The sequence below is a fragment of the Streptomyces sp. NPDC020801 genome, from assembly GCF_044334385.1.
GTDB lineage: Bacteria > Actinomycetota > Actinomycetes > Streptomycetales > Streptomycetaceae > Streptomyces.
Genome location: NZ_JBIRST010000052.1, coordinates 1 through 11,969 on the forward strand (window position 1 = coordinate 1; position 11,969 = coordinate 11,969).

Consider the following 11,969-nt stretch of genomic DNA (forward strand, 5'->3'; position numbering starts at 1 on the left):
GCTCTGCCAGGACAGGTATTGGAAGACCAGCGTGGTGTGCGCGGTCAGCACGCCGTGCAGAAATGAGTGGCTCAGCTTCTCCGGGCGGGTCTCGCTGATGTCGAGGATGTCCGTCCACCGGGACCAGTCGATCTCCGCGCCCTGACTCGCCTCCGCCTGTTCCTTGTACTCGTCCATCTCGCGGAGCTCGTCCTCCAGATGGAGCGGGTGCCCCACCGGAACCCCGGTCAGGCCGGCACGGGTGATGTCCCCCATCAGATCGGGCTGGCTGGCGACGTACACCTCGTGCCCCGCGGCGCGCAGGGCCCATGCCAGCGGGACGTAGGCGAACATGTGCGATTTCGCGGCGAAGGTGGTGAACAGGACCCGCATGGTTCTCCTCATCGGGGGCCGGGGGCGGAGGCGCCGCGGTCAGCTCTTCTGCCGCACGGCGCCGTTGACCGCGTCCAGCAGGGCCTGCGGCGTCGTCGTACCGGTGACCTCGTCGTCGGCCAGGTGGACGCCGTAGGTCCGTTCGATCTGGCTGACGGTCTCCAGCAGGGCGAGGGAGTCGTAGCCGAGGTCGCCGAACGCGGTGTCACCCACTTCGCCCGCGGCGGGGATCTCCGCCTCGCCGGCGCATGAGCGCACGATGTCCATGAGTGCCGTGATGGTCAGCTCGTTCACTGGGTCCTCCTCATACGTTCCGGGGGTGCGGTGACGACCATGGCCGCGTTGAAGCCTCCGTGGCCGCGTGCCAGGACCAGCGCCGTCGACACGGGGCTCCGGCGGGGGGCCAGCACGAGGTCCATGGCGTACTCGGGCGCCGGCCCGCAGACGTTGGCGGTGGGCGGGATCACCTGGTCCCGCAGGGCCAGCAGCGCCGTGGCCAGGTCGAGCGCGGCACCACCGGCGCCGAGCCGACCGGTCATCGTCTTCGGCGCGGTCACCGGGACCCCGTGCGGGCCGAAGACCTCGCGAATGGCCTCCGCCTCGATCCGGTCCAGCTCTGGTACCCCTGCCGCGTCGGCGAAGACCACGTCCACCGCGTTCGGGGTGAGGTCCGCGTCGGCCAGGGCGAGTTCGATCGCCCGGCGGAGCGTCGGTGGCCGCTGCGTGTCCGGTGCCGGGTCGAAAGTGGTCCCGTAGCCGCTGATGCGCCCGTACCAGGACGTCACACCACGGGCGCGGGCGGACTCCTCGGACTCCAGGACGAACAGCGCTCCCCCGTCGCCGGGCACGTACCCGGCCGCCTCCGGCTCGAACGGCACATAGGCCCGGCGCGGATCGTCACGGGTGCTGACCCGGCCGCTGGCCATGGTCGCCGCCCAGCTCCAGGGGGACGGCGAGCCGTCCACTGCGCCGCCGATCATCGCCACAGAGCCGTGCCGCAACGCCCGGCGGGCCTCCGCCAACGCGTCCAGGCCGCCCGCCTGTTCGGTGACGAGTGCGGTGCTGGTGCCTCGCAGCCCGTTCCGGATGGAGATCTGTCCGGTGTTGACCGCATAGAACCATGCGAAGGACTGGTAGGCGCTGACGTGCTCGGGGCCCTTGCTCCACAGCGCCTGCAGTTCCTTGTGCCCGAACGCGAAGCCCCCCGCCGAGTTCGCGGTGACGACTCCCATCGAGTACTCCGGCAGGGCGGCGGGGTCCATGGACGCGTCCACGAGTGCCCAGTCCGCCGCCACCAGGGCCAGTCGCGTCATGTGATCGGTCTGCGGCAGCAGCCGGCTGGGCAGGTACTCCTCGGGCACCAGCCCCCGTACCTCACCTGCCAGTTTGCTGGGGTAGCGTTGAGGATCGAAGTGGGTGATCCTGCCGATGGCGCTGTCGCCCCGCAGTGTGCGGGCCCAGTGCTCGCTCGCGCCCAGTCCGGTGGGAGCCACCACACCCATCCCGGTCACCACCGCAGCCGGGGTCATGCCTTCGCCCCGTCCGGCCTGCGCAGCACAACGGCACTCTGGAAACCGCCGAATCCGCTGCCCACACTCAGCACGGTCGACAGGCGGGCCTCGCGGGCCTGCAACGGTACATAGTCCAAGTCGCACTCCGGGTCGGGGTCGTGAAGGTTGGCGGTCGGTGGTACGGCACCGTGCTCGATGGCCAGCGCGCACGCGGCGACTTCCAGTGATCCGATGGCGCCCAGGGAGTGACCGATCATGGACTTGATGCCGCTGACCGGCACCCGGTAGGCGTCGTCACCGAGACTGCGTTTGATGGCCGCGGTCTCGTGCCGGTCGTTCTGCCTGGTCCCGGAGCCGTGCGCGTTGACATAGTCGATGTCGGCCGGACGCACCCGTGACTGCTCCATCGCGGCGTCGATCGCCGCGGCCATCTCCCGGCCGTCCGGACGCAGACCGGTCATGTGGAAGGCGTTGCAGCGGGTGGCGAAACCGGAGACCTCGGCGTACACATGCGCGCCGCGGCGCCTTGCGTGGTCGATGTCCTCCAGGACGAACACCGCCGCTCCCTCTCCGAGCACGAACCCGTTCCTGCTGCGGTCGAAGGGGCGTGAGGCCCGCGCCGGGTCGTCGTTGCGCGGTGTCGTCGCCCTGATCGCATCGAAGCACGCCACGGTGATCGGGGAGATCGGTGCGTCCGTGGCCCCCGCGACCATGACGTCCGCGGATCCCTCACGGATCAGTTCGACGGCCCGGCCGACGGAGTCGAGCCCGGACGTGCAGCCGGAGGAGACCATCGAGACGGGACCCTCGGCGCCCGTATCCCGGGCGACCTCCGCCGCGATGGAGCTGGGCACGAAGTAGCCGTAGAGGTGGGGGACGGCGTACGTCTCGTCGACGAGCCACTGCCGGCCGCCGTCGCTGACGGCGACGTACTCCTCCTCCAGCCCGGTTGTGCAGCCCACCGCACTGCCGATCACCACTCCCGTGCGGGACGGGTCGAGTGCGGCGCGGTCCAGCCCGCTGTCCTCCACGCTTTCCCGGGCGCTGACGACGGCGAACTGGGCCGCGCGGTCCATGCGTCGGGCCATCTGCGGTGTCAGCCCTTCGCGCAGCGGGTCGAAGTCGCACTCCGCCGCGACCTGGGACCGGAAGGGGCTGGGGTCGAAGAAGGAGATGCGCCGGGTCGCGGTGCGTCCCGATGTGAGCAACTCCCAGAAGGGCTTGGTCCCCACGGCATCGGGCGCGACCACGCCGATGCCCGTGATCACCACGTGCCTGTTCATGAACGGTCCCGCCGGCCCGCAGCCGGGTCGGCGCTCACCACGTCGCGACCGGCCCCACCGGGGGCATCACGACTCCACAGCGGCTCGTACAGCCCCGGCTCGCTGGTGCTCAGCGCGCGCAGCGCGGCGGCATGCGGCCGGAAGTCCGCGTGGGCGACGGCGGCGCGGAAGGCGCCGGCGTCGCGCCACTGCGCGATGTTGAGGTAGGTGTGGGCGTCGTCGGTGTGCAGCAACAGCGTATGGCGCACAAAGCCGTCCTGCTCCGCCATGAAGGCGGAGGTCTCCGCGAAGGCTCTTTCGAAGGCCTCGGACGAGGCATGCACATGGAACTTGTTGACGAAGGTGACCGTGCCGCCGTCCACGGCGTCGAGCTCGTCAGCCGGCATGTCGGAAGCTCCCTTGCCCCTGTGATTCCTTGACAGCTGGGTGGAGTTCTGCTCTCCCGACCGTGGACTTCGCCTCTCGCAACCGCATCGAATCCAGCTGGACGGGAGGTCGTGCGGGACAACGCGCGATCACCGACAGAAGTGGAGCGAACGGCTATCAAAATGGGACGTCGATCTCCTACTCTGTGGCACAGTGCTTCCATCCGGATGCTTAGGGGAAAGGCGAGGCATGACATTCCTGGTGACCGGGGCGACGGGGAACGTGGGACGGCTCGTGGTCGGCCGGCTCCTCGAGGCGGGTGAGCGGGTGCGGGCGCTGACCCGTCACCCGGCAACGGCGTCCTTCCCGCCCGGCGTCGAGGTGGTCGGCGCAGACCTGACCAAGCCCGAGACGTTGGCCGGGGCCCTGAACGGGATCGACCGGATGTATCTGTTCCCCGTCGCCGAGACCGCTCGGGAGGTCGTCCGCCTGGCACGCGAGGCCGGTGTCCGCCGGATCGTGGTGCTGTCCTCCGGAGCCGTCACCACCGGGCACGACAGCGACTTCCATCTGCCGGTCGAGCGCGCGGTGGAGGAGTCCGGACTCGACTGGACGCATGTCCGACCGGGTGAGTTCATGCTGAACAAGCTGTGGTTGTGGGGCCCCTCGATCAGGGAGAAGCGGGTGGTGCGCGAGCCCTTCCCCGACTCGGCCTGGTTCCCGGTCCACGAGCGGGACATCGCCGACGTCGCCGTCCTCGCCCTGCGCGGCGAGGGGCACACCGGCCGGGCCTACACCGTCAACGGGCCCGAGCTGATCACACGGCGCGCCCAGGTGGAGCACATCTCCGTCGCGCTCGGCCAAGAGGTGCGCCTGGAGGTGGTGAGCCCGCAGGAAGCGCGCGAGGACTATCTCCGGCAGGGTGGGTTCGCCGCCGCGAACGCCGATTTCCTGCTGGGCTTCGAGGACTACTCGGGGGCGGAGTCCGACCCGAACGACCAGTCGGAGACGGCGCAGTGGACACCGGCGTCGCTCCCTGCGATGCCGACCGCCGAGGAGGTCACCGGCCGGCCGGCGCGCACCTTCGCCGAGTGGGCGCGGGACCACGCCGATGACTTCCGCTGACGTCCGCGTCCGCGCCGGTGCGGGAGATCCGCACCGGCGCGGACAGGGCGGACAGGGCGGTCAGGGCGGTCAGGACCCGGAGTTCTCCGAGGCGAACAGGTCCGCCCACCTCAGGCCGTCCTCGGCGGTGGCCCGGCCGCTCGCGGGCACCAGTTCGGCGGCCAGGCTCTCGGCGCCGCGGCACACGTCGTGATGGCGGGTCAGCGTGCGCATGAGCTGTCCCCGGGCATAGGCGCGGATCAGCTCGGGGAAGGCGTAGAGTACTTCGTCGGCGTCATGGTCCCACCGCACGACCCTGATCAGATGGCCGTCGACGAAGCGTTCGAGCAGCCGCGTCACCGTCTTGGTGTCGCTGCCCAGCAGTTCGGCGACGGATTCGGTGCGGAACTCGGGTGCGGGCAGGATGCTGAGCAGCCGGAAGACACTCTGCTCCACGCGAGTCAGCCGCCCATAGCACGAGTCGTACAGCGACCGCATGTCGATGTCGCCGAGCCTCAGCTCGTCCAACAGCGGCTCCGACCCGGCCAGTTGATCCGCCATGGCGGTGAGAGGGAGCCCCGGGGCCGCGTTCAGCCGGCCGCCGATACACCGCACCGCCAAGGGCAGTCCGCCGACCAGCCCGACGAGTTGATCGGCGGCTTGCCACTCCCGCTCCACCCGCTCCGGACCGATGATGCGGGTGAGGAGTTCGAGGCTCTCGTCGTGGCTCAACCCGTCGAGCCCGACGTTCCATGCCCCACCCGGGCCGTGAAGTCTGCGGCGGCTGGTGACGATCACCCCGCACTGGGGGTCGGCCGGCAGCAGCAGGCTCACGTCGGCCAGGGAAGCCGCGTCGTCCAGCACCACCAGCAGGCGCCTGCCGACCGTCGTGGACCGGAACAACTTGCAGCGCTCCTCACGGTCGTCGGGGACCTGGGTCTCCGGGACGCCGAGCGCGCGGAGGAATCCGTGGAGCGCATCCGCCGGGTCCATGCCGTCCCCGGTCGAGCCCCGCAGATCCACGTACAGCTGGCCGCTGTCGAAGTGGGGGCGCAGCCGGTGGGCCATGTGCACCGCGAGTGCGGTCTTCCCCGCGCCGGGCATTCCGGTGACCACCGCCACCGGAATCGCGGTGCGCCGCCTTCCGCCCGCGTCACCCAGGCCGAACACATGGGGAATCTGCTCGATGACGGGCATGTGCCCCGTGAAGTCCGCCAGATCGGCGGGCAGCTGCGCCGGGGCGGCTAACGGAGCCGGAATGCCGGCCGGCGCGGGACGAGGGGCGACGTCCTCCTCCTTTTCGGTACGGACGGTAATGGTCTGCTGCGGCTCGAAAGGCAGCCCGACAGGGTCCTCCAACAACAATGCCTGGTGCAGTGCACGAAGTTCCTGACCGGGTTCGAGACCGAGGTCGTCAATCATATTCCGGCGCAGTATCTGGTAAAGCTCCAGCGCTTCGTGACGCCGTCCCGACCGGTAGAGCGCAATCATCAATGAGGCATGGACGTTCTCGTGCAGAGGCCGGCTGAGAACAAGTGATTTGAGTTCGCTGACGAGTTCCTGATGGCGGCCCAGTTGCAGATCGGCCTCGATGCGCAGATCAAGGGTGCGCGCCCGGAACTCCTCGAGCCGTGTCACGTACGACGAGAGCAGCCTCCCGGGGGTGACGTCGACCAGTGCGCAGCCTCGCCACATCGCCAGCGCTTCCCGGAGCGCCTCCGCCGCATGGGCCGGGTCCCCGCCTTCGAGCAGCGCCTTCCCCTTGCCGGCGGCTCCCTCGAAGCGGTGGAGATCGACCCCTGAATCCGGCACCGTCAGCAGGTAGCCGCCGGGCCTGGTGAAGAGGATGTCCCCGGCGTCACACCTCAGAAGGATCTTCCGAATCTTGTACACATAGGTCTGCAGTGTGGTCATGGCGCTGGCAGGAGGCTCCTCCTCCCATAATTCATCGATGAGTTCCGATGTCTGCACCAAGGTGTTTCTGCGGAGGAGGAGAAGGGCGATTACCTGGCGGGGCTTGGGCGCGGTCGGCACGATGTTGCGACATCTCTCGAGGATTTCCAAAGGTCCGAGCACGCGAAAATCCATCAACGCCCCCCCTGCCTGGTCAACGGCGGTCGGTCGTACGCCCGATCGAGCCTAACTCCATGATAAGACGACCCGCAAGGTTGATTTGCTGGACAGTTTCGCCCCGCAACCACCTCTGTGCATTTTCAGCCAATATGCCTCGACAGGGCAACCGGAAGGGCAGGATAAGGCGCACACGGATGACGGCACTTGAGGAGGCGGAAGCGGTACGGCGTGTCCCCCCGTGCGAGGCACCGGATCAGGTGAGGGAGAGCCCCCCGTCCACCGGCAGGACGACACCGGTCGCGTAGCGGGCCCTGGAATCGGCCAACTCGGTGATCCACCATGCGATTTCGTCCGCGGTGCCGACCCGGCCCGCAGGAGTGCGGGTGCTCATCTCCCCCAGGAAGGCACGGTAGTGCTCGGGCGCCATACCCATCCGCACACCCGTCCCGGTGTCCACGACGCCGGGGGCGATGCCGGCGACCCGGATTCCGCGGGGGGCGAGCTCGACCGCCCAGGTGCGGGTGAGGAAGTCCAACGCCGCCTTGCTCGCGCCGTACACCCCGTTGTCGGGCCAGGCGCGCGACCCGCGCGCTCCGGCCGTGCTGACGTTCACCACGGTTCCGCCCGCCGCCTCCAGGGCTTCCAGTGCGCACCGCGTCAGGCCGAGGGGTGCCAGCAGGTTGGTCCGCACCTGTTCCAGAGCCATGGCGTCCGTGGTGTCGGCGAGACCGGCGTACCGGGCGACGGCGGCGTTGTTGACGAGTACGTCGATCCGGCCGAACTCGCGCAATGCCGCCTCCACGATCAGCCGGGGCGCATCCGGGTCGGCAAGGTCTGCCGTCAGTGTCCGGATGGCGGCGTGGCCCTTGGCGGTCCCGGCAAGCGAGGACGAGGTCCGTCCCGTCACGAGCACGTCGGCCCCCTGCTCGGCGAAAGCCCACGCGGTGGCCCGGCCGATACCGGTTCCGCCACCGGTGACGATCACCGCGCGGGCCGGGGTGTCCTCTGTCTTCGGGGTCATGTCCGCACCCTCGGAAATCGCCCTCGCAACCAGCTCGAACCCGTCTCACCCGCCACGCCGGCACACGGTGAACACGACCGCCGAACCCTGCTCCGGCCCGCTGGAAGCGACCGGGACCAAAGGTACCCGATGCGGAACTCTGCATACCTGACATGGAACATGGCCTCCCCATTCCGGGGCCAGGTGCCCCGTTGAGACGGGTTCGAGGTGGTTACGAGCGGGGCGGAGTGAGATCGACGGTGCGGATCCCACCGCGACTTCGCCTTCGCCGGCCGGGGACCGGCGCCGGCCACGCACCAGGGAGGTGTCAGCGCCCGCATGACCACGTATGTGTGGGACTACCTGCACGAGTATCAGGACGAGCGGGACGACGTCCTCGACGCAGTCGAAACGGTCCTGCGCTCCGGGCAGCTCGTTCTCGGCCGCAGTGTGCGAGGCTTTGAGGAGGAGTTCGCCGCCTATCACGCAGTGCGCCACTGCGTCGGCGTCGACAACGGCACCAACGCCATCAAGCTGGGCCTGCAGGCCTGCGGAGTCGGCCCGGGCGACGAGGTCATCACCGTGTCGAACACGGCCGCACCCACCGTGGTCGCGATCGACTCGGTCGGCGCCACCCCGGTGTTCGTGGACGTCGACGCCGACACCTGCCTGATGGACACGGACCAGGCGGCCGCCGCCGTCACACCGCGGACGAGGTGCCTGCTCCCGGTGCACCTGTTCGGCCAGTGCGCCGACATGACGGCCCTGCGGACCCTCGCCACCCGGCACGACCTGGTGCTCCTGGAGGACTGTGCCCAGGCGCACGGCGCACGTCAGCACGGCACGCCGGCCGGCACGACGGGCACGGCGGCGGCGTTCTCGTTCTACCCCACCAAGGTGCTCGGCGCCTACGGGGATGCGGGCGCCACCATCACCTCGGACGACGAGGTGTACCGCAGGCTCAAGCGCCTGCGGTACTACGGCATGGAGGACCGCTACTACGTCGTCGAGACCCCCGGGCACAACAGCCGGCTCGACGAGATCCACGCGGAGATCCTGCGCCGCAAGCTGCGTCGTCTCGACGGCTACATCGCGGCCCGGCGCTCCGTCGCACAGCGCTACGCCGAGGGACTCGCCGGCACCGGGCTCGCCCTGCCGACGACGGCAGCGGGCAACGACCACGTCTACTACGTCTACGTGGTGGGCCACCCCGAGAGGGACAGGATCCTCGACAGGCTGAAGGCGTATGACATCGTCCTGAACATCAGCTACCCGTGGCCGGTGCACACCATGAGCGGCTTCTCCCACCTCGGCTACGCCAAGGGGTCCCTGCCGGTCACCGAACGGCTGGCGGACGAGATCTTCTCCCTCCCGATGTATCCGTCGCTGCCCAGGGACACGCAGGACAAGGTGATCGACGCGGTGCGCGAGGTCCTGGCCACCCTGTGACCCGGCGCCCCGGAGAGAGAGACGGTCCCTTTGGGGCGGGGCCGGTTCAGTAGATCCCCTCCGGCGCGGAGCGGCTCATCTGCAGGGGACGGACATTGGCGACACCGTCACACGGCCAGTCGCCGGCGGTGTCGTACCGCAGCGCCTGGTCGCGTTCCAGGATGTTGGGCAGGAACAGGTCCTCGTGCAGGACCGTGAGCTTCACGCGTCCCAGGGCGCCGTAACCGACCGTCCGCGTCCAGTCCTCCTTGTCGGTGACGGTCATGGTGACGTGGGGGTAGTTGGGCACGTACGGAAGGATCCGGCCGTCGTCAACGGCCGGGAGCCCGGCTCCGCTGCCGAAGGTGTTGCCGTAACTGCGCCCGCACAGCCCCCCGTCGAGCGCCTCGACGAACGAGCGGTACATGCGCGGGGTGATCTGCGTCCCGCTCACCCGGATGCCGCGCAGCGCACCGGCCAGTTCGGGGGCCCGCCGCAGCAGCGCCTGGAAGAGGGCGGGCGTGGTGTTCAGGTAGTCGATCGGCTGCGTCCGCAGGATGTCCACGACCTGCTGGAGGACGTGCTCGGTGTACTCCTCGGCCTCCGCCAGCCTCCCGTCCCGCAGCAGGTGTTTGACCCAGCGGGGATCGGCGTCGACCAGATAGACCCGCGACTGGAAGAGCTCGGTCAGCTCACGCACACCGTTGCCGATGATGTGCGGGCCCGTCGGTGTGGCCTGGATCCATGAGCCTCCCGGCTCGAAGCCCTCGGTCGTGAAGGACCAGCGCCGCCACGCCTGACGGTGGGTGGTGATCCCTTCGGTGTAGAACACCCGGCAGGGAGCTCCGGTCGTGCCACCCGAGTCGAACACCCGCCCGGCGAGCGGGCGGGGCACAGCCATCGGCACGAGGTCGGCGGGGTCGAGTTCGCGCAGTTCGGGCAGGGGAAACGGGCCGAACGCGGTGAGCTCGTCGTACCGGGTTATGTCACGCGGCTCGAAGGACAGGTCGGCAGCCCGCTCGAGCCAGTACGGGCTGCCGGTCGCGGGGTCGAAATGCCGCCGCACCACATGCCGGGTCCACGCGTCCAGGTCGAGCTGCAGCCACTCCTGGATCAGCGCCATCGGGTCCGTCACGAAGCCTCCTTCTCGAAATCGCGTCAGGAGTACGGGAGTTCCACTCCGAACTCGTGAATTGCGGCGTAGGCCTCGGGAAGCTGCTCCAGGCGCTCGACATGGACGACCGGGAACGGCAGCGACCCCAGGAACAGATCGAGCTGGGCCGAGCCGATCAGCAGAGCGAGCTCGGTGTCGTGCTGTTCGAGGCCGGCGAAGACATGGGGCAGGCTCACCTTCTCGACCTGATTGCGGCGGAACATGTCGCGCACGTCGGAGGCCGTGGTCAAGGTCTTCGGCTCCATGTAGGAACACAGCGCGATCGCCGGGTCCCGGAAGGGAATTCCCGCGATCGCCGGTTCCAGGAACTGGGCGAGGTGGTCCGACAGCGGCGAGTGGTACGCGACATCGAGATCCTCGTGGATGCGCAGGGCGTCCTCCGGCAGCTGCCGGGCAAGCCGTTCCAGTGCGTCCCGGTAGCCGGACACCAGGAGCATGCGGCTTCCCCACGCGCCGGCCACCCCCAGGTCCGCGGACACGTACACCCCCTCGGGCGGGCCGCCCAGGTAGGTGCTCAACTCCACGCCGACCGGCGCGATCAGGGTGCCGACACCCTGTCGCGGCCCCACGGCCGCCGGTGCGTCCCGCATCCGTGCCAACAGGCCGAACAGGTCTCGCCGTTCGAGTGATCCGGCCAGACTGGCCCCGATCATGCCGCCGAGGCTGAGCCCGCCGACGATGTCCGGACGCACTCCCCGTTCGGCGAGCACGTCGCAGATCCCCAGGACGACCGCGGCCTGTCGCAGCGCGCCGACCTGTCGATACTCCTCGGGCCTGGACAGCTCCCAGCGCAGCATGCGCTCGGCGGGCAGCCCCGTCCACTGCTCCACCTGCGCGTACAGCCGACGCACGGACTCGTGGGCCTGGTAAAGGTCCACCCCAGAATCCGGCGGGTCGTTCAGCCCGCCGTCAATGATGAAGGCCAGTGCCATAGTGGGTCTCCTCGCGTCGCCGGCCCACGGTGGCAAGCCGCGCTAGCACCCGGATGGAGGGGCGGTCGAGCAGCGGCGCGGCACCACGGGGCGGCTGGGGAGTCGGGCCCGTGGCCCGTCGCGTGGTCCAGCCATCCTTGAGGTGCGCACAAGAGCCGCCCGGCAGCATGGGCGCTTCAGACGGCGGTGTGCCGGACCGGCCGGGCCCACACGGACGACACCGTGCGGGCCCGAGTCGCCGCGCACGGCAGAGTCGTCATCCCCGTTGCGGCAGTGGTGCGAAGCGAGGTGTCCGAGGCGCCGTGGCTCCCGTTCCGTTCACCACGCCCGGTCCGTTCGTTTCGAGGAGAGCTCATGCGGGTCCTTTTCACGGCGTTCGCCGCGAAGTCGCACGCGTACACGCAGTTCCCTTTGGCGTGGGCACTGCGAACAGCCGGACACGAGGTCTGCGTGGCCAGTCAGCCGGATCTGGTGGAGGACATCACCCGCGCCGGGCTCACCGCGGTGCCTGTCGGCCGGGCGCTCCAGCTGAGCGAACAGATGGGAGGCGCCGACTCTGAGGCGGAGTTCCAGCACCTCGACGAGGCGGCACTGGAGATCCTGGACTACATCTACATCCAGTTGCAGGACGTCAGCGCGGCGCGCTCGGTCGACCTCACACCCGCCGACCTACAGGTCCGGCTCACGGCGATGATCTGGGTTCTGCAGGAGCTCTCAGCCGACCCG

10 protein-coding genes and 2 pseudogenes are annotated in these 11,969 nt (G+C 69.5%); 3 read left to right on the forward strand and 9 right to left on the reverse strand.

Going from position 1 to position 11,969, the window contains the following annotated elements; translation table 11 throughout:
* The 5 genes and pseudogenes from ACH4UM_RS41250 to ACH4UM_RS41270 all read right to left on the reverse strand — a co-directional run.
* A pseudogene (locus ACH4UM_RS41250) lies at nt 1-372 on the reverse strand (glycosyl transferase family 28); the annotation flags it as partial.
* Between the two features lie 39 nt (nt 373-411).
* Nucleotides 412-666, reverse strand: coding sequence for an acyl carrier protein (locus tag ACH4UM_RS41255; RefSeq protein ID WP_398191666.1), 255 nt, complete (start codon nt 664-666; stop codon nt 412-414).
* Nucleotides 663-1,901 carry a ketosynthase chain-length factor gene (locus ACH4UM_RS41260; RefSeq protein WP_398191668.1) on the reverse strand — a complete coding sequence of 413 codons (1,239 nt, stop codon included), beginning with the start codon at nt 1,899-1,901 and terminating at the stop codon, nt 663-665. Before ACH4UM_RS41260 ends, ACH4UM_RS41255 begins: the two co-directional genes overlap by 4 nt.
* Entirely contained in the window at nt 1,898-3,166 is a 1,269-nt protein-coding gene (locus ACH4UM_RS41265; RefSeq protein WP_398191671.1) for a beta-ketoacyl-[acyl-carrier-protein] synthase family protein, read from the reverse strand. Before ACH4UM_RS41265 ends, ACH4UM_RS41260 begins: the two co-directional genes overlap by 4 nt.
* Nucleotides 3,163-3,552 carry an antibiotic biosynthesis monooxygenase family protein gene (locus tag ACH4UM_RS41270; RefSeq protein WP_398191674.1) on the reverse strand — a complete coding sequence of 130 codons (390 nt, stop codon included), beginning with the start codon at nt 3,550-3,552 and terminating at the stop codon, nt 3,163-3,165. The genes ACH4UM_RS41265 and ACH4UM_RS41270 overlap by 4 nt, the downstream gene beginning before the upstream one ends.
* A 229-nt stretch (nt 3,553-3,781) precedes the next feature.
* Between ACH4UM_RS41270 and ACH4UM_RS41275 the strand changes: the two genes are divergently transcribed.
* A complete protein-coding gene (locus tag ACH4UM_RS41275) occupies nt 3,782-4,657 on the forward strand; it encodes an NAD(P)H-binding protein (protein ID WP_398191677.1) in 876 nt (291 codons plus the stop codon).
* Between the two features lie 69 nt (nt 4,658-4,726).
* Here ACH4UM_RS41275 and ACH4UM_RS41280 read toward each other — a convergent pair whose 3' ends face one another.
* The gene (locus ACH4UM_RS41280; protein ID WP_398191680.1) at nt 4,727-6,724 is read right to left on the reverse strand and encodes an AfsR/SARP family transcriptional regulator; all 1,998 of its coding nucleotides are present in this window, start codon (nt 6,722-6,724) and stop codon (nt 4,727-4,729) included.
* A 238-nt stretch (nt 6,725-6,962) separates the two neighbouring features.
* Nucleotides 6,963-7,730 carry an SDR family NAD(P)-dependent oxidoreductase gene (locus ACH4UM_RS41285; protein ID WP_398191683.1) on the reverse strand — a complete coding sequence of 256 codons (768 nt, stop codon included), beginning with the start codon at nt 7,728-7,730 and terminating at the stop codon, nt 6,963-6,965.
* 318 nt (nt 7,731-8,048) lie between these two features.
* Here ACH4UM_RS41285 and ACH4UM_RS41290 point away from each other — a divergent pair, with 318 nt between their 5' ends.
* Nucleotides 8,049-9,158, forward strand: coding sequence for a DegT/DnrJ/EryC1/StrS family aminotransferase (locus ACH4UM_RS41290; RefSeq protein ID WP_398191686.1), 1,110 nt, complete (start codon nt 8,049-8,051; stop codon nt 9,156-9,158).
* Nucleotides 9,159-9,204: 46 nt separating this feature from the next.
* Here ACH4UM_RS41290 and ACH4UM_RS41295 read toward each other — a convergent pair whose 3' ends face one another.
* Nucleotides 9,205-10,260, reverse strand: a complete 1,056-nt coding sequence (locus tag ACH4UM_RS41295; RefSeq protein WP_398191692.1) for an arylcarboxylate reductase — start codon at nt 10,258-10,260, stop codon at nt 9,205-9,207.
* 35 nt (nt 10,261-10,295) lie between these two features.
* A complete protein-coding gene (locus ACH4UM_RS41300; RefSeq protein ID WP_398191689.1) occupies nt 10,296-11,243 on the reverse strand; it encodes an ACP S-malonyltransferase in 948 nt (315 codons plus the stop codon).
* Between the two features lie 354 nt (nt 11,244-11,597).
* On the opposite strand from ACH4UM_RS41300, the pseudogene ACH4UM_RS41305 reads away from it, so the two are divergent.
* Nucleotides 11,598-11,969: pseudogene (locus tag ACH4UM_RS41305) on the forward strand (glycosyl transferase family 28); the annotation flags it as partial.